The following is an 18,034-nucleotide window of genomic DNA, read 5'->3' on the forward strand; positions in this document are numbered from 1 at the left end:
AAATTCAGTTTTTTGTATTTGATTTATACATGCTTTTTTATCATCTTTTCGGGCCTTTTGCTAGTCGTTATCAGCTTTAAGGAGGCTTGACTAAATTAACTTTTTTTAACTCAGTGCGTATCGTTTGGAAGACGATAGGTCAGACATGAAAAAGCAAGAATTCGAATTAGAGTTGGAAAAATTATGTGAACAAATCTTTTTTAAAGAGGAGTTGTTAGAATATATAAATGTACATAAATCTTATGTGCAGCATTTTTCTAAGCTCTTAATGAAAAGTCTTGGCTGTAATGTCCTAATGGGAGGGCCTGATTCAGGTATCTTTGGTGACATTGCGCTTCAAACAAGAAAACAAGTAAATTGGATTGAAGTTTATGCAGGGACAAAGGCGATTGTTGAGCTAAAGAATATCTATGGCCAAAAACGCTACTTGGCCATAAGCACTTCTAAGTTGTCTCACTTAGTGGCCATGTCAGATGAGAGTGATTTTACTCTCTTACTTAATGATGTCTTGCGACCAGGTTTTGTTGCAGGAATTGATTTTGACTTTTTGCGCTATAAAGGGGCCGCTTCCATAACGATTTCGAAATCTCGCGCAAGAGCAGCACAAAAGCATGGTGGAGCAATCTTTGAAAAAGTATTGCTCATTCATAATTTGGGGACAAGTGATTGTAAAAGATATGACTATAAGCCAGATTTAAAGTGTAATTCGATCAATCTAGCAGTGGATTATCGCCACTATAATATCATTTTGAATATTGAATCTGCTGCAGACGTGTCGACGGTGCGCAAACTCTACTTATCTCGAGGCTCTAACCTTAGAAATTACTTTGAAAAAGAAGGCAGTATCGATATCTATCATATGGATGTGAAGAGAAGCCCCCATTACGATGAAAACTTAAGTCTCGATAAATTTGATGGTGTTTACTTGAGTTGGCGTCCACATATTGTCGATAAGTACTTAATTGAAGAAGCGCAAAATCACCCTCAATTTCCACATTTTCCTTTTTCACAGGAAGATGATGGCGAAGAAGCAGCATAGCTTTTGGGCTTTGCTAAAATTGATCTTCATAGTAGATTGTTTATAAACATAACAAGTAGGTTATTTTATGAATCAATCACGTGTCGATCAATTAAGTCCAAAATATGTTTGGTCAAATTTTCAAAAATTACTAGATACTCCTAGGCCTAGCTACCACGAAGAGGCAGTACAAACTTTATTACTTCTATTTGGAAAGAGTTTAGGTTTAGAAACATATCGTGACGAAGTAAACAATGTCATTATCAAAAAGCCTGGTCAGCTAGGGGGGGAGAACTCGGCTCCTATTATCCTTCAAGGCCATCTTGATATGGTTGCTCAAAAAAATGAAGGTAACTCACATGATTTCAAAATAGATCCTATCACGACGATTATCGATGGTGATTGGGTACGTGCAAATGGAACAACTCTAGGTGCGGATAATGGTATTGGTTGTGCCTTTGCGATGGGACTTCTTGAAAGTAAAGATATTGCACACCCTCCATTAGAATGTGTTTTTACAGCTTGTGAAGAAGCTGGAATGCATGGAGCAATTGGGCTAAAGGGTGATCACTTTGAAGGTAAGATTATGCTTAATCTTGATACCGAAGAAGAAGATGAGCTAATTATTGGATGTGCCGGTGGTGTTGATTTAATTTTTGAAAAAGAATTTAATCAAATAGCTGCTAAAGGCGTACGTCAAAGAATTGCAATTAAAGGTTTAAAAGGTGGACACTCTGGAATTGATATTCACCGTGGCCGTCTTAATGCAAATAAGTTAATCCCAAATGTTTTTGCAGGCGTTGATGATATCCAACTTGTATCAATAAAGGGCGGCTCTTTAAGAAATGCTATTGCAAGAGAAGCTTTTGTTGACTTCTATACAAGCGAAGTGAACCTTCCAAAGATTCGTGAAAACTTTGAATCTCTTTGGGAGAAAAATCAACATGCAGAAGGTGGCCTAAAATTTGAATTGGCCACTTTAAATGAAGAAGCAAATGCTCTTTCAATTGAGGACTCTAAGCTAGTCCTATCTGCAATTAGTAATTGTCAACACGGTGTAAAAGCTTGGGATCAACACTTTGAAGGTGTCGTGGAGACATCGACAAACTTAGGTGTTATCACTCTTGAAGCTGGAAAGTTTAATATGGCAAATCTCATTCGTAGTGCGAGTGAAGAGGCGAGAGATAACTTTGCTCAAGAAATGATTTCAGCTCAAAAAGATCTCGATGGGAAGGCCATTCTTGAAGGAGCATATCCTGGATGGAAACCAAATCCAGAATCTAAGATTCTTTCAATTACAGGAGAGGTCTTTAAAGACTTAAGAGGTAAAGCTCCTAAGATTTCATCTATTCACGCAGGCCTTGAATGTGGAATCCTTTCTAAAGCGATGCCAGATGTAGACATCATTAGCTTTGGCCCGACGATTACTGGTGCCCATTCTCCTGATGAGCAAGTTTCAATTGCTTCAGTTGAAAAGACTTGGCTTTTATTTTTAGAAGTCGTTAAAAGGCTAATGTAATGCTCACTATTGGCATACAAAATAATATTCTAACTCTCTTTGTTTATTTGATCGTAGTTCAAATACCAATGATTATTACTTACATTTTTGCTAAAGATTTAGGGGTTTCTAATCTGTGGTTATACTTTGTTTGTCTTATAATTGGACTCAGGATCGCTTTTTTTAAAGATCAGCACTTTAAAAAGAAAATCGAATCAAAGCTATTTAAACAACTTCAGTTAAAGAATGGTAAATCTCCTTCAAAAAGTGAGATTGTTAAGGCCTTGAATTTAACGATAAGCCTCAGAGATATAATTTTCTTTGGTAACTTAATTATCGTATTAATTTTAACGGCAATTTTTAATCAATTTTAAGTTCGATAAAATGACGTAATCTCGATAAGAATGGTGTGGAATATAAGTATATTTACACCATTCTTATTCTCATCTTTCTTCTTGAAGGCTGCCAAGAACGTAGTCGTACGATTAGTTCTGTCAATACTACTCAGCAACTTGTAAAAGGATCCCTTACAGCACATTTAGTCTCTAGAAGATTAAATGGACAAAGAGTTGTTATTGAAGGGGAATGTACAAATAATCTTTTGATATCTTTTTTTTCAAATAACTTGGCAAGAGATCAGGCATACACTTCTCAATGCTTTGATGACAAGTATCGCAAGGTTTTATTCTTTCAAGATAATATCGAAGGTCGCCAGGACGTTTTTATTACTCAAGATGGTTATTCAATTACCATTTCAATTCCTAATGTGGTGACAAAGAAGCCTGGAAAAGTTGTCGTTGATACGCCGATGGCCGGATATTACTACGGGCGTACTATTTACGTTTCTGGTCGATGTAAGAAAAAAGGAACGGTCTTTATAAGAGGTAGCTATATTGCAGACTTTGTGAAAACTGCAGGTTGTTCTAACGGTATATTTCTTGCGCCAATCTATTTTTCAAAAATCAATGCCGAAAGTATTGAGACTTATCTTTATATTAATCAAGTTGATGAATATGGTAACAGTTCTGATTTTACTGTTAGGCCAATTAAATTTAGAAATGATGATCATTCAATTTTTCTAAGTGAGACTATCGTCGGTGTCTTTGATGATAACCTCGATATCATCGGTACTTGTAAAGGTTTTGATCGCGTTAGTGTTGATGGAAATATTATTGACTGTCTTAATGGAAACTTCAGTTATAAACTTGATATTTTGGCACGAAAGAAGTCTGGACAAATGCTTTACCAGGTTCCTATCGAAGGGTTAAATGGGGACTTTCGATCAAATCTTAGAATGTTGTTTTATTATTTTAAGCAAGCCGAAACTTCACCTCACTTTATTGCTCCTAAAGGAAAGTACGATGAAGGGGCAAGAGGTCGTCATATTATCAGTGGGACCTGTGGTCGCTCTTATCTCAATGGTCATGTAAGGTTATACACAAAAAAATCAGAGAATATTATTCTTAATGGCCATAACATCCCTCTAAGACAAGATGATGGCGCATTTATTGTTTATCCTGAAGAATATGATCTTGAGGGGGAGACAACCATCTTTGCAGAATGCCATGACTTCTATATTGATTATAAAACAAATAATTTTTCAACTTCATTTGATTATATTCCTTCAGATGATATTAGACTTGCCCCTAAGGGAATTGATATCTTTTCGATGGATCATCTAATCGAAGGCGACTGTTCTCAAGGGAGCTATGTTCGCTTACTTGATGTGAGCAATGAAAATGTTGAACAGGTTAATTGTCTTAATGGACATTACTCGATGATCAACTCTAGTTCTCATATGCTTTCTAGAAATCAATATGAAATTTATGAAGTAAATCTCTTTGAAAGTTATCAAGGTGCAAAGCAGGTGATTGATATTAACTATAATTACTCCGTCGCATTTCCATATCGCTTTATTCATGAATCTCCGGTTCCTAACTGGGGCTCAAAGGTGGCTCCGTTAAGGTTTTATTGGAATCATCAATACAAGTCAGAGGTAAATGAGATTTACTACGGATACTACTCTAAAGAAAGTTATCTACAAGTTGAATGGAAGAAACTCCCGCAAAATACAAATCAACTACTTCTTGATGGCCATGATTTAATTAGATTAGGTTATAAAGAGTGTGAAGAGGTTCAAGTATACTTTCAATCAGTTGATAAGAGGAATCGAAAATCAGTCATTATCGAGACAAATCCTATACGTTTTGATTTTACCCCTCCTGATGAAAAAGAAGTTGCTCGAATTGATTATTCACCATTATTTAGAAAACAATTACCAAAATTCCACTTTAAAGATGCCGATGATAATTGTGTGAGTGCTGATAAACTATTTTATAAGTACACTCTTTATCAAGTGATCCTCTCTGGTGAAAATGAATCCGAAATATTGGACCGTAAAACGATCGATGAATTTACTGTATCAAGTCATTTCAGCGAGAATTTTTTTAAAAGAAAATATGATCTTGAAGGTTTCTATCAAATAGGGGTGACAATAATTGATCGAGGTCAAAATGCAACAAAAGAATATTTATCAACAATTTTCTCATGGAAGTAGAGAGAACGAGGGGGCATGGAGGCCCCCGTTTTATTTTAGTAATGCCAAGGAAATTGTGAGAAGTCTTTTTCACGCTTTTCAACGAAAGCATCACGGCCTTCTTGTGCTTCAGCAGTTCCGTAAGCTAGTCGAGTTGCTTCACCAGCAAAAAGCTGTTGACCAACTAAACCATCATCAAGAAGATTGAATCCAAATTTAAGCATACGCATTGCTGTTGGTGACTTTGAATTCATCTCTTTGGCCCACTCAAGCGCAACCTTCTCAAGGTCTGCATGAGGAACAACTTTATTTACCATACCCATTTGAAATGCTTCTTCGGCGCTATAGTTGAAACCACAGAAGAAGATTTCACGTGCACGTTTTTGTCCACATTGACGAGCAAGATATGCTGAACCGTAACCAGAGTCAAATGAAGCAACGTCTGGATCCGTTTGTTTAAAGATTGCATGCTCTTTTGAAGCGATCGTCATGTCACAAACTACGTGAAGTGAATGTCCACCACCAACTGCCCAACCAGGAACTACTGCAACAACTACTTTTGGCATAAAACGAATTAGTCTTTGCACCTCAAGGATGTGAAGTCTTCCAAGTTTTGCTGGGTCTGGAGTTCCGTCACCATCAACATATTTATATCCGTCTTTTCCACGAATTCTTTGATCGCCACCTGAGCAGAATGCCCAACCACCATCTTTTGGTGATGGTCCGTTTCCTGTAATAAGAACAACACCAACATCACTCCACATTCTTGCGTGATCTAAGGCGCGGTATAGCTCATCAACTGTTTGAGGTCTAAATGCGTTGCGACACTCTGGGCGATTGAATGCAATCCTAACTGTCCCTTGATCTACAGCGCGGTGGTATGTAATGTCCTTGAAATCGAAGCCTTCAACTTCTTTCCAAGCACTTGGGTCAAAAATATCTGAAACCATGTGATCTCCTTATTGTTTCGCTCAATATAAAATGCCTGAGCTAAAGTGTCATTCATAACTTTATGTGCGGCCAGTCTAAACAAAATGTCAGGGTTGTGAGTTAATGGATGGATGAAAAATCTCATTCTTATTACATTTCTATTCTTTTTAGCCTCCAATGTGAGTGCAGATGTAACTGTCGTTGTGGATGGTACTCGTTATTATTGTACTGAAGATGGCAGGCCACCTCAGGATCGTCAGTGGCGATGCGTTGCCCATTGTGCTTCAAGAACTTCTGATGGCGAATGTCGTAGGTATAAAGAAGATTTCTGTGGAATCAATGCGGCCTGTACTCCTTATTGCGACTCTCGTGCTTCAGATGGTGAATGTCGTCGCTACGGAGATGATATTTGTCGCTCAGAGGATTAGTAGGCAAATAGCTGACTAAGGCTTAATGACTTCAAGATCTTCTATTTCAACATAGAAGTGCTTTGATTCGTTATCTGTTTCACCCTTCAGTAGAAAGAGGGTTTGATAATTATAGTCAGTATCTAGGCCAAATAACTTCTCAGGAATTCTCACGAGAATCATGCCCTCTTGGTCTTGAACGAGGTAGTAGTTATTTTTGAGCTTCTTATGAATTCGTGCTTTTAAAGCAACTTCTGCACCATCACTAGGGTTTCTCTTTAATATTGTCGAAGAGTATACACTTCCTTGTTTTTGGCCCAAAAATGTTTTTGAACTGCCACAAGAAGTTAAAATAAAAATTAGCGTGGTAAGGAATAATTTATTCATAGCAATTATTATATTTAAGTCGTTGGCCTTTGACTATAGGGCAAGAGCTAGAGATAATTAACTCATGAAATTAATCACTCTCTTTTTATTTACTCAATTATCATTTGCTAGTATTGGTGGGAAATGGATTGGTGAAGGTGTTGCAAAAACTCCAAAATCAACTCAAAAATGTTCTCAAATCTATTTTAAGCTTTTTTACGATGCTTCGAAATTTAAAATACAAGAGGGTGGATATAATTGTAATGGCCTTAGTGCTGAATATCCCTATTCTGTCTTTGAGGTAAGAGGGCCGCTTCTTTATTACAAAGGAGAGGTTTCTGGCTTCATTAACAATGACGAGCTTACAATTTATTCAAAAGAAGACGGCTTTACTTTACGTTTCTACTTCGTTGCAGAAGATGAAGTTGAAGTAAGTGAAACGTGGCAAGAAGGTAGTGATTATTTAACAATCAAATCAACACTTTTTAGAAAGTAGTTAGGCTGCCTTTTTAAAAGAGTCGACATGTTCTTTCTTCTCTAAAAATTCTTCAAACTCTCTACGCAGGGTCGCATCCACCATGCCGTCAGAAATATACTCTGCGATATAGTAGAAGCAATCGCGCCATGCTGTCTCTAGTTTAGGAGTCCAAGAATTCATATGAAAAAGCATTAATGTTTGAATGAAGGCTTCTTCAAATATTGGAAAAAAAGTCTCTGAAACTTCGTATTTAATCTGGTTTCCGCCAAGTCCCTGCAGGTAGTATTTCAGGTATTCCGGGTTCTTTAAATTATTTATTGTTATACTTAGGGCCCTAATAAAGGATGCCTTTAGTTGCTCTCGATCAGCATGAGCAAATACTTTCTGCATACCTGGTTCGAGAATAACGACATTATCAAAGAAAGCATTTGTGAAATTTTTTAAATTGGGCTCAATTCTCGCAAATGATTCAATAATCAGATCCTTGTCAAAATTCATAAAGACTCCTTAGGGGTTTAATTTACTTGTCGTAGGCAACATTTTTTCTTTTGAACAAAGATTTCTTAAATTCTGCTTAAACCCTGTATTTACAGATTGTCTTCATTGGGAGAGTCTAGGGTTAATGAAAGTATTAGCGGTAAATAATTTAACTTATAATTTTGATCAAAAATCAATTTGTCAGTTTGATAAGATCTCTTTCGATCTCCATAAGGGTGAGGTTTTAACACTTCTTGGTCCTTCTGGAACAGGCAAGACGACTTTATTTAATATTCTTACGGGAAAGCTAACTCCCTTAAGTGGAGAAGTTGAGAAGGCCGAGAACTTAAAAATTGAGATGGTTTCAGGTGTTGATAATCTTAACTGGGACCTAACGGTTTTTGAAAATATTGAAAGTCATTTACTGGCCCATGAGCCAAGTGCTGATACGAATCGCGTACGTGATATGATTGAAATCTTTGGCCTTGAATATAAAGATCATAAGAAGCTCGATCAACTTTCGGCGGGACAATTGCAAAGACTTCTTTTTGCGAGATCAATGGTTGTCGCACCAGACGTTCTTTTACTAGATGAACCATTTTCTAATATTGATGAATTTCTAAAGGCTACCTTGTGCCATGAAATTTTTGAAATTTTCAAAGAAAATGAAATCTCATTACTTTTTGTCACTCACAACTTGAAAGAAGCTTATTCATTAAGTGATCGAATTATTTATCTTAGTGGTGCAAAACTTCAAACATATCAAAGGCCTCAAGACTTCTATGACAGGCCACTCTCAATTGATGCCGCTCGTTTCGGGGGAATGATTAATCTCGTTGCAGGACCAATCACAGAGAGGAAAGGTGAGCGTGTCGTTGTTAAGAACGACTTTGGTCAATTTGAAGTAACTGATAATCTCAAAACAAATAATCAATTTGTTTATCTGGCCTTTCGTCCAAAATACCTAATGCTTGTTGAAGGTGAGGGACAACTAAAAGGACGAGTTAAGTCGATAATTAGGCACGGAGAGTATGACTTTGTTGAAGTTGCGACAATGAACGCAAAAATTCTAAGATTCCAATTGGCCGACTCTTCTCAAGTGAGCATTGGCTCACAAGTTAAACTAGCTATTGATCTTGAGAATGCCTTTCTTTTACCGGTTTAACCAAACTTTAAGAAAACTTAGTTATTAGCGCATCTCGTTTTCTCTTAGAATACTTACAACTATTAACGTTGTTATGTTTTTGGAGGATAGTGAATGAAGTTGCTGATTATCGGTTTTTGTATTTTACTTTCTATTCTAGCGTTCGCTAAAGAGATCGATACAGATAAAAGCTTTTTGAAATGGCATGCAAGTAAAGTTGGTGGCAAGCACTGGGGCCATGTTAAATTTCAAAAAGGAACGATTGAGCACAATGATAAAGGAGAACCTGTTAAGGGAATTTTTACTGTGCAGATGAATACAATCGATGTGCGTGATCTTGAAGGTGAGTGGAAGGATAAGCTACAAAATCATCTTCGCCAAAGTGACTTCTTTGAGATCGAAAAATATCCAACGGCGATGATGGAAACAAAATCAATTACAAAGATTGCAAAGAATAAATATAAAGTCGTTGCTGACTTTAAGATTAAGAAAATTACACGTCCACTAACATTCGATATGATCTACGATGGAAAGAAGGCCACGGGGAAAGTTAGCTTTGACCGAACAAAATTTGGCATTAAATATCGATCATCTTTATTGGGCACTGTGGCAGATAAGGTTATTCACGACAAAGTTGATTTAGAATTCAATGTTCAATAGCTTGATATTACATTCTAAAAATGAACACGTAGCATAAGTCTAAGTAATAGATGCACGTCAGTTTAATCTATGTTAAGTTTTGGCGTATGAAAGCCGGAAGAATCGACATCGCATTTTTTGAAAAAGACCAATACTTATTTCCAATCAATAGAAGAAGTAAGAATCCAATCGTCGACTATAAAAATGAACTCGTTAAAAAATCAATTGCGAAAGAGCTTAACTTGAAAGTTAAGAATATCTCGTTAGATAGTATTAAAAATACAAAGAAGTAATTAAAATAATCTCTTTTCTTCAGGAAGCTCAACAGTCACTAAATTTCCACTTCTCCACGGATCATCAAAAACTAATTTTGAAGCGATAAGGGCAAGACCTGTGTCGTTTCCATTACCTTTACCATAACGATTATCTCCCATAACTGGAAAACCAAGTTCAGTAAATTGGATACGAATCTGGTGTTTACGGCCTGTGATAAGATTAACTTCTACAAGAGCAGTTTTATCGAGGTATTTCTTCACTTCATATTCTAGAACAGCATCTTTTCCATCAATAACACTCTCAAGACGCTTAATTTTTTCTGGCTTCCCTTTGACTTCGGCCTGATACGTCTTTTGAATTTTGTGATTCTTAATTTGATCAGAAAACGCTCGAGCAGCTTTCTTTGTATATGCAATCATCATAAGGCCTGCTGTTTCTTTATCTAGCCTGTGAATGAGAAAAGGTTCGCGACCAGTGCGCTTGTGAACTTCGCGAAGAATTGTGTATTCATCGCCATACTTTGTCCCCTGACATAGAAGTCCAGCAGGTTTGAAGTAAACGCCATAGTGGTGAGTTTCATGCATACATTGAACTGAACTCATATCGAATTCACCGATATTTGGATCGACATATAATTTAATTGTTTGGCCGCGCTTTATTTCTGTCTTGGCCTTGCGAATACGTTCTGGCTTTGCAGTCTTTGTCCAACAAGCACCTTGTTTCATAAGATTTTTGATCTTAATTTTTGAAAGCTCAATTCCTGACTTCGCACATTTTTCTGCAAGTAGGTCCGCTGCTGTTGTATCTGTATTGGCCTTGGCCGTAATGCTAAATTTAGTCATAAATTAATATCCGTTAAAGTAAGGACAACCGCTGCATCCACTCTGGCAACAGTCATTAATATCGGCCTCTTCATCAATTCTAAGGTTTGGTGAAACAAGAGATAGGCTATATGTTTTTATACCGCGAACATTTCCAATTAATGTGAAAAGCTCAGGGCCTTGAAGTGGAGTCTCCATTGTTCCTAAATTAAGAGATAGGGCCAGGTGGTGAGCAATCGACTTCGTATCACAAAGAATATTGAACTCAGGTTCAATATTAGAAGTAACTAGGTATTTCTCTGCATATGATTCAATGATATATTCTTTCATAAATAATCCAAATCGATTAAGGTAGCGCCATGTTTTACGATTTCCCGATAAAATATCACGAACCTGTTTTCCGTCCTCCATCTGAAGGGCGTTCTCTCCTTATACAACAAACCATTGGTTGCTCCAATAATAAATGTACATATTGCAATATGTATCGATCTAAGACTTATAAAGAGAGAAACAGCGTCGAGGTAATCGAGGATATCAGAAAGGCGGCAGCTTACTATCGTCGATTTGAGATGCGTCCCTCTAAAGTATTTTTATGTGATGGAGATGCGCTTGGGGCACCAACTGAAGACCTCTACAAAAGTCTTTTGGCAATTGGCGAGGAGTTTGGGGATATTCGCGTCGGTGTCTACGCAACAGCTCAGAATATGCTGGATAAATCAGAAGATGAGCTTCGTTACCTAAAGGAAGCAGGGCTTGGAATCGCTTATCTTGGGATGGAGTCTGGTTGTGACAAGGTTCTCCATATGACGGTTAAGGGCAATAGCGCCCAAGATATGATTGATGGATCAAAAAAAGTCATGGATGCAGGGATGAAATTATCGGTGATTGCCATGCTTGGGCTTGGTGGGAAGAAACATACAGAGACCCATGTGGCCGAGACGGCGAGAGTTCTTTCTGAAATTTCACCAGATTACCTGTCATTTCTTACGACAATGGCGGTTGAGGGGACTCCGTATTACCGAATGGTACAACGAGGCTTTGAAATGCTTACGACTAAGGAGATACTAGGGGAGATGCACGACATTCTCTCTGGGATAAAAGCCTCTCGAGAAATTTTACTTAGAATTAATCACGTCTCAAATATGTATCCAATTGGAGGGAGTCTTCCTCAAGATCAGTCCACGATAATTCAGCAGGTTAAGCAGTGGTTTGTTGAAGCTCCAGAGGGAACATATCCACCAAAACCTTCACATATGTAGGATTTAGCAGTATAAATTGGCCATGACTCAAGAACAGTACAATATCGCATTTATCATTTTATCAGTTTTAGTATTTATCCTTTCAATGGGGGTAGGCTTTTTCTATATTAAGCTTAAAGAAGAGACGAGAAAGCGCATTGCTGAACATGACAAGATGGAAGCAAAGGAAAAAGAGCGCCAGGCATTCGTGCGCGATAGTCTTATTACAATTGCTCGTGCCTTTGTTCAAAAACAATGTGAGGCAAGTGAAGCCTGTATTCGTTTAAGAATGCTTATTGACCGCGTGGACTTTGTTGAAAACGAAGAGTATCCGATTATCTTTTCAATGTATGAGGAAATTAAACATTTCCCAACTCACCAATCTCGAAAAGAGCTATCAAAACAAGAGCGTTTCTCACAAGATAAAGAGAGATTTGCAATTGAAGACAAACACATGGATAATTTAACTAACGAGTGTAATAAGCTAATCACAAATCTCACGGTTAATTAATGCAATACTATGTCCACAATCTTAATCCAATTGCTCTCGATTTTTTGGGAGTTAAGATTGCTTGGTATTGGTTGGCCTACTTCTTTGGCTACTTCTGGACACTTTATTTAGGAAAATACCTCATAAAAAGAGAGGGACTAAGTGTCTCTTTTCATCACTATCTAAATTATTTATTCACTGGCTTCTTTATGATGCTTGCAGGTGGAAAGCTCTTTTATATCTTCTTTTATAATTTTAATTACTATGCACAAGACTTAAAGCGCGTTTTCTATTTTTGGCAAGGTGGCATGAGCTTTCATGGTGCACTTATTGGTGGAGCTCTTTGGACATATTATTACGCTAAAAAGCACGGACTTAAATTCTTTGCCCTAACAGATATTGTCCTAACAAGTGTAGGCCCGGCCATTATGTTTGGGCGAATCGCAAATTTTATCAATGGAGAACTTGCGGGGAGAGTGACAGATGTTTCTTGGGCAGTGATTTTTCCAAGACTTTACGACTCAAGCCCTCGCCATCCTTCACAGCTTTATGAAGCCTTCCTCGAAGGATTTGTCCTATTTCTCATTTTATTTACTTTGAAAAAGAATTTAAAAAGACCAGCTTTAAACTCTGGCCTTTTTCTTATCATTTATGGAATTGGTCGCTTCATTGTTGAGTTCTTTAGAACTCCTGATCCACAAATTGGGCTCTTCTTTAACCTGTTTTCTGTGGGACAATTCTATTGTCTAGCAATGATTTTGATTGGGGCCGCTATTATTTTTTGGCCTTCTCATTTATCGCGTTCTCATACTGCTTAAGTAGTTCTGGATCGATCTCTGTTGGAGTGATTTTGCGGAAGCTCTTACGGGCATTGATCATATTCTCACACTTGTGGACAGCACCGTCTCCTTCGACTGGAACGTTTTTACGCCCATCTTTCATCCAAGTAATTTCCTTTCCACAATAACGACATGATGCCATGAGTAACTCCCTGATTTTAAAGCAATTTAGAGTGTCAATTTTAGTGGTTTTAGGTTATTCTAACAACTATAAAAATAAACTGGAGTGCATAGTGTTAGATATCAAATTTATCAGAGAAAATGTTGATTTAATGAAAGAGGTAATTGCAAATAAGCGTATCGGTCTAGACCTAGATGAGCTACTGACAATTGACTCGAAACTCTCTGAATTAAAGACAAAGCAGCAGGATTTACAAGAGAAGAGAAATGCTCACTCAAAATTAATCCCTCAGGCATCTAACGAAGACAGGCCAAAACTTATTGCTGAAGGTAAGGAAATTGCCAACGAGCTTAAGGAAATGAATCCAGAAATTAGTGATCTTGAAGAAAAACTTAAGGCACTGATGTACGTTGTTCCAATGGTTCCATCAAAAGATGCACCAGTTGGTAAAGACGATAGTGAAAACGTAGTTAGTCGTGTTGAAGGTGATAAACCAAATTTCTCATTTGCACCAAGACACCACGTTGAAATTTTAGAAATGAATGAGTGGGCAGAGTTTAAAAATATCGCAAAAGTTTGTGGTTCACGTTCTTACTCTCTTAGAAATGACATGGTTCTTTTAGAGATGGCCATGCACCGTCTTGCTCTAGATATGCTAACTGAAAAGGGATTTACACTTGTTTCATCTCCATCGATGGCAAGAGAAGATGCACTATATGGTACAGGTCACTTCCCGACAGGAAGAGAAGATGCTTACTATATTCCTGAGCACGATATCTATCTTTCAGGAACAGCTGAAGTTCAATTAAATAGTCTACACGGTGGTGAGATTCTAAGTGAATCAGATCTTCCAATTTTATATGCAGGTTTCTCTCCATGTTTTAGAGGGGAAGCAGGAAGTTATGGAAAGGATGTAAAGGGCCTAATCCGTGTACACCAATTCCAAAAAACAGAACAATTCGTAATCTGTAAAGGTGATGAAGCAGAGTCTGAAAAATGGCACAAGTCACTTCTTGAAGCAGCAGAAGAATTCTGTAAGGCGCTTGAGCTTCCATATCAAATCCTTGAAGTTTGTACGGGTGATATGGGTGCAGGTAAATTCCGTATGTACGATATTGAATGTTGGGTACCAAGTGAAGAAAAGTACCGTGAGACACACTCATGTTCAGCACTTCATGACTGGCAAGCAAGAAGAACAAATACTCGCTACAGAGATGCAGATGGAAACGTTAAGCACGTATTCACTCTAAATAATACAATGGTTGCTACGCCAAGAATTCTTGTTCCATTTATTGAAAATCATCAACAAGAAGATGGATCTGTTTATGTTCCTGAAAAACTTAGAGCATATATGGGCGGAAAAGAAGTTCTTAAAGGGCGTAACCGCCAGTAGGTGATTAAGAGGGAAGGATCAGGCTTATGGTCTGAACTCCCTGCTCACTTCGTGATAACTTGAGCTCACATCCATGCGTCTTTGTCATGGATTGGGCCAAGGCAATCATCTTCGTATTCGTATTTAACATTTCACCTTCAAGAATTTTAATCCCTCGAGACTTTGCTTCTAAGATTAATAAACCTAGTAGCTCCTTTCCAATACCAAGTCCTTGATACTTATCAATGATTGTTATCGCAAATTCTGCAACTTTTGAATTATCTCGGTGAATATCAAAACGGGCAACCCCCATTGGATGAGCAGGGGAAGTAATCGTTGCCACGCCAATGGCATAATGAAATCTCTTATCAAATTCAGTTAAATTGATAAGCTCTTTTGCTGTTAAACCTTTCTTTGCACCAAAGAAACGATGATAGATAGACTTGGGCTCCATCTCGTGCAGACCTTCAAGAAGCATTTTCTTGTCAAATGGACTAATCTCGCGAATCTGCGCCTTGTGTCCTTTAAAGTCGTAAATATGATCAAGAGCTAGAGCTTCCACATCCAAATAGTATCATAGCTTTATTTGTGAGTATGATTTTTTTGACACAGCCTCCACTAAATGCGTAAAATTATAAGTAAAGTACTTATGGAGGAGACTTAATAATGGATAATTTCTACCCACTTAAAAAAGTGGCCGATATATATGGTGACCCAAATCTAAAATTTGATATTCAAGATCTTGAATCTTCGGGGCAAATTCCAGCTTCTCGCAAGTATAGAAGTGGAGCAATTTTTAGAAAAGGTTGGCCGGTTAATTTACTTCCACAAATTGGTGAACAAATTGGTTATTTCAAAAAATTTGATAAGCCTACTTCTGTTTGTGTATTCACAACAAAAGGTGGAGTTCTTAAGTCGACTCTAGCACTAAATCTTGCACGCACAGCTGCTCTTCACGGACAGCGCGTTTGTGTCGTAGGCCTTGATATTCAAGGAGATGTGACGACGTCACTTGGTTATGACACTGAGTCTGATGACAGTGGTAGCCTTGATGAATTAATTCAAAAATTAGATCAAACAAAAGGTCTTTGTGATTACTTCTCTGGTGAGGCAACTCTTGATGAAGTCATTGTTCAGCTTGGATTACCAAATCTTTTTATTATTCCTGAGACACCTGAGCTTGTTGCCTTAAACGACTCTCTTAATAATATTAACCGTCGTGAATTTTGGTTAAAGGAAAGAGTTATCGATCCTTTAAAAGAACACTTTGATCTTGTGATTATGGACTGTTCACCAAACTGGAACAAGCTGACAACTAATGCTCTTGTAGCAAGTGATGCTCTTGTTTCTCCACTTGAATGTAAAATTAATAATTTTAGAAACTTCAGAGTTTTCTCTCACTTTTTAAAAGAATTTAAAGATGAAATGAGACTCGATTTTGAATCAATTTTTGTTCCAACTAAGTATTCTACGAATAAGAAACTTAGTAACGATATTCTAAATTGGTACTATCAGAATGTTGCAGGCTGTACGACTGTTGGTATTAAAGAGTCTGTATCTGCTGAAGAGGCAATGGCCCTTAATCTTTCAATTGCGGAACATGCAGCAGGAAAGCCCATTGCAAAAGATACAGTCGAGCTATTTAAGCAAATTCATCATGCGATTTCGAACTATCACACTAGAAAGTCTGAGCAAGAGGAACTTCCGGCCCATCAGGCAAGAGTTTTTGGTGGACTTGGGCAAGCTAACTTTGGAAATTTAAGTAATAGGTTTTAATTATGGCCATTGGTTTAAATGATATTACAGCTAAGAAGCAGGCCAAGAAAGTTGAAGTTGTTTCGGCCGTTGAGGAAGTATTAGAGAAGCAGCAAAGGCCTTGGGACGGAAAATTTCAGGCCCAAAAGAGTTCTGTTGCTAATCAGGCCGTAAAAAGAGCTAGAGAAATAACTGCTAAAAATGAATTGCACGCAAAAGAGCTTCGTCAGAATTTCACAAGTGCACAAAAAGAGTTAGAGATTAATCAGTATATTGAAAATCGTGAAAAAGAATTTGTTAATTTAGATTCATCTAAAAATATGCTCAAGTCGAGAACTCGTATCAAAACTCAGCGATCACTATTTAAAAGACTTAGAGATTCAATCTTTAGGTCTTAGCTTCATATCGATATTGAAGTTGTGAAACTCTTTATCGTTGAAACAATGAAGAATCTTAGGGGAGTATTTTTTTATTACATCTTTAGAATTTGCTCCTCTAAAGAGTTCATTGAAAGCATTAGAACATACTGCTTTTGTAAATTTGTGCTTTATTCCACTACATTTTTTTATAAAGTCACATGATTGAGGATAACCGCGATAGCATTTCATCGACTCAATATCACAAGTATTCTCATCGACGACTTTTGTGTCGCAAGATGAGAGAAGAAGAACTAAAACGAATAGACTAGACAATACCTTCATCAATTAAGACATCCTTAAATTTATTAATCACATCATGCTCATAGTGATTAAGTTGATTCATTGTAAGTTCTGTAAGTGCGTCTCGAGCATTCATTTTACTTACTGTAACCATTTTGTCGTATGTATTTACGAGTGAGATAATCATGATCGGCAAACTCAATGTCTTAAGTTTATTTGGTCCTGAACCATCTTTTACTTCTTCGTGGTTTACGATTAGATCAAGAACACCTTTTGTTACCCATGGTTTGTCTTTCAATGCACTAACTGCATCTTTTACGTGAAGGCCATAAACTCTTTTTTCATCATCGCTGAGTTCATCTTTTGGTTTCTTAAATAGCTCTTGGTCTTGGCTATTTAATCGCGTGATACCAACATCGTGTAGTAGGCTAGCTGTGGCTATATTTGAGATGTCACTATCATTACAACCAACTCTTATTGCAAGTCTCGTTGCAAGAGTCGCAACATTCATTGAGTGTTCGATAATTAAATTTGAATCGATTGTTTTCTTTTCGAAGAACTTCTTCAAAGCATCAGGGCCAGATGAGAGAACTTTTTTAAGCTGTGCTGCCGCTATCTCAGTCATTTGGTAATTTTCTTCTTTTTCTGGTGCATTGAGTGACTGCTCAATCGCTGTTTTACAAGCACCATCTACAATTTCAACTTTCTCTTCTAGAGGAAGATCAAAGTCTTGAACTTTTGAATCAAGAAGATCTTTAATATATTGCTGATATTTATCAACTTCATTTTCAAGAATATAGAACTTTGCTACTTGTTGTTTATTTAGCTTTTCAAGCTTCTCTTGTGATATGGCCGTACCAGCATCTTGATATTTAAGATAAGTCTCTTTGAAGTAAATATACAAATCAAACGGTATAACGCTTTCTGGCTCAATCGTTGTGATTCTTAGAGGGTAGTAATTCATAAATCC

24 protein-coding genes are annotated in these 18,034 nt (G+C 37.3%); 15 read left to right on the top strand and 9 right to left on the bottom strand.

Going from position 1 to position 18,034, the window contains the following annotated elements; genetic code table 11:
* The first annotated feature begins 145 nt into the window (after positions 1-145).
* The 4 genes from ACMAWV_RS05050 (at position 146) to ACMAWV_RS05065 (ending at position 5,073) form a co-directional block, all read left to right on the top strand.
* Positions 146-1,039, top strand: coding sequence for a hypothetical protein (locus tag ACMAWV_RS05050; RefSeq protein ID WP_103216558.1), 894 nt, complete (start codon positions 146-148; stop codon positions 1,037-1,039).
* 67 nt (positions 1,040-1,106) lie between these two features.
* A complete protein-coding gene (gene pepD / locus ACMAWV_RS05055; RefSeq protein ID WP_103216559.1) occupies positions 1,107-2,537 on the top strand; it encodes a beta-Ala-His dipeptidase in 1,431 nt (476 codons plus the stop codon).
* On the top strand, positions 2,537-2,890 hold the full coding sequence (locus ACMAWV_RS05060) for a hypothetical protein (RefSeq protein ID WP_412462893.1): 354 nt from the start codon (positions 2,537-2,539) through the stop codon (positions 2,888-2,890). The genes pepD and ACMAWV_RS05060 overlap by 1 nt, the downstream gene beginning before the upstream one ends.
* Before the next feature lie 35 nt (positions 2,891-2,925).
* The gene (locus ACMAWV_RS05065; protein ID WP_412469829.1) at positions 2,926-5,073 is read left to right on the top strand and encodes a hypothetical protein; all 2,148 of its coding nucleotides are present in this window, start codon (positions 2,926-2,928) and stop codon (positions 5,071-5,073) included.
* 35 nt (positions 5,074-5,108) lie between these two features.
* Here the strand turns inward: ACMAWV_RS05065 and ACMAWV_RS05070 are convergent, their stop codons facing one another.
* Positions 5,109-6,002, bottom strand: a complete 894-nt coding sequence (locus ACMAWV_RS05070) for a 1,4-dihydroxy-2-naphthoyl-CoA synthase (RefSeq protein WP_103216562.1) — start codon at positions 6,000-6,002, stop codon at positions 5,109-5,111.
* Between the two features lie 111 nt (positions 6,003-6,113).
* On the opposite strand from ACMAWV_RS05070, the gene ACMAWV_RS05075 reads away from it, so the two are divergent.
* Complete coding sequence (locus ACMAWV_RS05075) at positions 6,114-6,410, top strand: hypothetical protein (protein ID WP_103216563.1); 297 nt, start codon at positions 6,114-6,116, stop codon at positions 6,408-6,410.
* A 15-nt stretch (positions 6,411-6,425) separates the two neighbouring features.
* Here the strand turns inward: ACMAWV_RS05075 and ACMAWV_RS05080 are convergent, their stop codons facing one another.
* On the bottom strand, positions 6,426-6,776 hold the full coding sequence (locus tag ACMAWV_RS05080) for a NirD/YgiW/YdeI family stress tolerance protein (protein WP_412469828.1): 351 nt from the start codon (positions 6,774-6,776) through the stop codon (positions 6,426-6,428).
* A gap of 64 nt (positions 6,777-6,840) precedes the next feature.
* On the opposite strand from ACMAWV_RS05080, the gene ACMAWV_RS05085 reads away from it, so the two are divergent.
* The gene (locus ACMAWV_RS05085; protein WP_103216565.1) at positions 6,841-7,251 is read left to right on the top strand and encodes a hypothetical protein; all 411 of its coding nucleotides are present in this window, start codon (positions 6,841-6,843) and stop codon (positions 7,249-7,251) included.
* On the opposite strand, the gene ACMAWV_RS05090 is transcribed toward ACMAWV_RS05085, so the two are convergent.
* On the bottom strand, positions 7,252-7,731 hold the full coding sequence (locus ACMAWV_RS05090; RefSeq protein WP_412469827.1) for a globin domain-containing protein: 480 nt from the start codon (positions 7,729-7,731) through the stop codon (positions 7,252-7,254). It abuts the gene before it with no gap.
* Positions 7,732-7,855: 124 nt separating this feature from the next.
* Between ACMAWV_RS05090 and ACMAWV_RS05095 the strand changes: the two genes are divergently transcribed.
* The 3 genes from ACMAWV_RS05095 (at position 7,856) to ACMAWV_RS05105 (ending at position 9,786) form a co-directional block, all read left to right on the top strand.
* Entirely contained in the window at positions 7,856-8,875 is a 1,020-nt protein-coding gene (locus ACMAWV_RS05095; RefSeq protein ID WP_412469826.1) for an ABC transporter ATP-binding protein, read from the top strand.
* 93 nt (positions 8,876-8,968) lie between these two features.
* Complete coding sequence (locus ACMAWV_RS05100; protein WP_103216568.1) at positions 8,969-9,514, top strand: YceI family protein; 546 nt, start codon at positions 8,969-8,971, stop codon at positions 9,512-9,514.
* Positions 9,515-9,600: 86 nt separating this feature from the next.
* A complete protein-coding gene (locus ACMAWV_RS05105; protein ID WP_392991121.1) occupies positions 9,601-9,786 on the top strand; it encodes a hypothetical protein in 186 nt (61 codons plus the stop codon).
* On the opposite strand, the gene ACMAWV_RS05110 is transcribed toward ACMAWV_RS05105, so the two are convergent.
* Both ACMAWV_RS05110 and ACMAWV_RS05115 read right to left on the bottom strand, forming a co-directional pair.
* Entirely contained in the window at positions 9,787-10,611 is an 825-nt protein-coding gene (locus ACMAWV_RS05110) for an RluA family pseudouridine synthase (RefSeq protein ID WP_412469825.1), read from the bottom strand.
* Between the two features lie 3 nt (positions 10,612-10,614).
* Complete coding sequence (locus ACMAWV_RS05115; RefSeq protein WP_103216571.1) at positions 10,615-11,001, bottom strand: hypothetical protein; 387 nt, start codon at positions 10,999-11,001, stop codon at positions 10,615-10,617.
* Between ACMAWV_RS05115 and ACMAWV_RS05120 the strand changes: the two genes are divergently transcribed.
* The 3 genes from ACMAWV_RS05120 to lgt are packed head-to-tail and all read left to right on the top strand — an operon-like array spanning position 10,950 to position 13,136.
* Positions 10,950-11,849, top strand: a complete 900-nt coding sequence (locus ACMAWV_RS05120) for a radical SAM protein (protein WP_103216572.1) — start codon at positions 10,950-10,952, stop codon at positions 11,847-11,849. The genes ACMAWV_RS05115 and ACMAWV_RS05120 overlap by 52 nt on opposite strands.
* Positions 11,850-11,871: 22 nt before the next feature.
* Positions 11,872-12,339 (top strand): DUF2489 domain-containing protein, encoded by a 468-nt coding sequence (locus ACMAWV_RS05125; protein WP_103216573.1) that lies wholly within the window; start codon positions 11,872-11,874, stop codon positions 12,337-12,339.
* Positions 12,339-13,136 (top strand): prolipoprotein diacylglyceryl transferase, encoded by a 798-nt coding sequence (lgt, locus tag ACMAWV_RS05130; protein WP_103216574.1) that lies wholly within the window; start codon positions 12,339-12,341, stop codon positions 13,134-13,136. The genes ACMAWV_RS05125 and lgt overlap by 1 nt, the downstream gene beginning before the upstream one ends.
* Here lgt and ACMAWV_RS05135 read toward each other — a convergent pair.
* Positions 13,093-13,299 (bottom strand): hypothetical protein, encoded by a 207-nt coding sequence (locus ACMAWV_RS05135; RefSeq protein ID WP_103216575.1) that lies wholly within the window; start codon positions 13,297-13,299, stop codon positions 13,093-13,095. The genes lgt and ACMAWV_RS05135 overlap by 44 nt on opposite strands.
* A gap of 91 nt (positions 13,300-13,390) precedes the next feature.
* Here ACMAWV_RS05135 and serS point away from each other — a divergent pair, with 91 nt between their 5' ends.
* A complete protein-coding gene (gene serS / locus ACMAWV_RS05140; RefSeq protein ID WP_392991126.1) occupies positions 13,391-14,671 on the top strand; it encodes a serine--tRNA ligase in 1,281 nt (426 codons plus the stop codon).
* Between the two features lie 4 nt (positions 14,672-14,675).
* Here the strand turns inward: serS and ACMAWV_RS05145 are convergent, their stop codons facing one another.
* A complete protein-coding gene (locus ACMAWV_RS05145; RefSeq protein ID WP_146037751.1) occupies positions 14,676-15,212 on the bottom strand; it encodes a GNAT family N-acetyltransferase in 537 nt (178 codons plus the stop codon).
* A 104-nt stretch (positions 15,213-15,316) separates the two neighbouring features.
* Between ACMAWV_RS05145 and ACMAWV_RS05150 the strand changes: the two genes are divergently transcribed.
* Both ACMAWV_RS05150 and ACMAWV_RS05155 read left to right on the top strand, forming a co-directional pair.
* A complete protein-coding gene (locus ACMAWV_RS05150; RefSeq protein WP_392991130.1) occupies positions 15,317-16,426 on the top strand; it encodes a ParA family protein in 1,110 nt (369 codons plus the stop codon).
* Positions 16,427-16,428: 2 nt separating this feature from the next.
* Entirely contained in the window at positions 16,429-16,803 is a 375-nt protein-coding gene (locus ACMAWV_RS05155) for a hypothetical protein (protein ID WP_103216579.1), read from the top strand.
* Here ACMAWV_RS05155 and ACMAWV_RS05160 read toward each other — a convergent pair.
* Both ACMAWV_RS05160 and ACMAWV_RS05165 read right to left on the bottom strand, forming a co-directional pair.
* On the bottom strand, positions 16,786-17,109 hold the full coding sequence (locus ACMAWV_RS05160) for a hypothetical protein (protein ID WP_146037752.1): 324 nt from the start codon (positions 17,107-17,109) through the stop codon (positions 16,786-16,788). The two genes, ACMAWV_RS05155 and ACMAWV_RS05160, sit on opposite strands and share 18 nt — an antisense overlap.
* Positions 17,090-18,028: an HD-GYP domain-containing protein gene (locus tag ACMAWV_RS05165; protein ID WP_103216581.1), complete on the bottom strand. Its 939-nt coding sequence runs from the start codon at positions 18,026-18,028 to the stop codon at positions 17,090-17,092. The genes ACMAWV_RS05160 and ACMAWV_RS05165 overlap by 20 nt, the downstream gene beginning before the upstream one ends.
* Positions 18,029-18,034 lie beyond the last annotated feature (6 nt).

This window comes from Halobacteriovorax sp. RT-1-1 (genome assembly GCF_047085455.1).
Taxonomy (GTDB): Bacteria; Bdellovibrionota; Bacteriovoracia; order Bacteriovoracales; family Bacteriovoracaceae; genus Halobacteriovorax_A.

Bases quoted from the DNA above. Each gene is read 5' to 3' on its own strand.
- ACMAWV_RS05090 (WP_412469827.1), bottom strand. From the start codon at position 7,731: ATGAATTTTGACAAGGATCTGATTATTGAATCATTTGCGAGAATTGAG.
- ACMAWV_RS05085 (WP_103216565.1), top strand. From the start codon at position 6,841: ATGAAATTAATCACTCTCTTTTTATTTACTCAATTATCATTTGCTAGT.
- ACMAWV_RS05105 (WP_392991121.1), top strand. From the start codon at position 9,601: ATGAAAGCCGGAAGAATCGACATCGCATTTTTTGAAAAAGACCAATAC.
- ACMAWV_RS05080 (WP_412469828.1), bottom strand. From the start codon at position 6,776: ATGAATAAATTATTCCTTACCACGCTAATTTTTATTTTAACTTCTTGT.
- ACMAWV_RS05150 (WP_392991130.1), top strand. From the start codon at position 15,317: ATGGATAATTTCTACCCACTTAAAAAAGTGGCCGATATATATGGTGAC.
- ACMAWV_RS05135 (WP_103216575.1), bottom strand. From the start codon at position 13,299: ATGGCATCATGTCGTTATTGTGGAAAGGAAATTACTTGGATGAAAGAT.
- ACMAWV_RS05075 (WP_103216563.1), top strand. From the start codon at position 6,114: ATGAAAAATCTCATTCTTATTACATTTCTATTCTTTTTAGCCTCCAAT.
- ACMAWV_RS05060 (WP_412462893.1), top strand. From the start codon at position 2,537: ATGCTCACTATTGGCATACAAAATAATATTCTAACTCTCTTTGTTTAT.
- ACMAWV_RS05155 (WP_103216579.1), top strand. From the start codon at position 16,429: ATGGCCATTGGTTTAAATGATATTACAGCTAAGAAGCAGGCCAAGAAA.
- ACMAWV_RS05050 (WP_103216558.1), top strand. From the start codon at position 146: ATGAAAAAGCAAGAATTCGAATTAGAGTTGGAAAAATTATGTGAACAA.
- lgt (WP_103216574.1), top strand. From the start codon at position 12,339: ATGCAATACTATGTCCACAATCTTAATCCAATTGCTCTCGATTTTTTG.
- ACMAWV_RS05095 (WP_412469826.1), top strand. From the start codon at position 7,856: ATGAAAGTATTAGCGGTAAATAATTTAACTTATAATTTTGATCAAAAA.
- ACMAWV_RS05165 (WP_103216581.1), bottom strand. From the start codon at position 18,028: ATGAATTACTACCCTCTAAGAATCACAACGATTGAGCCAGAAAGCGTT.
- ACMAWV_RS05110 (WP_412469825.1), bottom strand. From the start codon at position 10,611: ATGACTAAATTTAGCATTACGGCCAAGGCCAATACAGATACAACAGCA.
- ACMAWV_RS05100 (WP_103216568.1), top strand. From the start codon at position 8,969: ATGAAGTTGCTGATTATCGGTTTTTGTATTTTACTTTCTATTCTAGCG.
- ACMAWV_RS05070 (WP_103216562.1), bottom strand. From the start codon at position 6,002: ATGGTTTCAGATATTTTTGACCCAAGTGCTTGGAAAGAAGTTGAAGGC.
- ACMAWV_RS05125 (WP_103216573.1), top strand. From the start codon at position 11,872: ATGACTCAAGAACAGTACAATATCGCATTTATCATTTTATCAGTTTTA.
- ACMAWV_RS05115 (WP_103216571.1), bottom strand. From the start codon at position 11,001: ATGGAGGACGGAAAACAGGTTCGTGATATTTTATCGGGAAATCGTAAA.
- ACMAWV_RS05120 (WP_103216572.1), top strand. From the start codon at position 10,950: ATGTTTTACGATTTCCCGATAAAATATCACGAACCTGTTTTCCGTCCT.
- pepD (WP_103216559.1), top strand. From the start codon at position 1,107: ATGAATCAATCACGTGTCGATCAATTAAGTCCAAAATATGTTTGGTCA.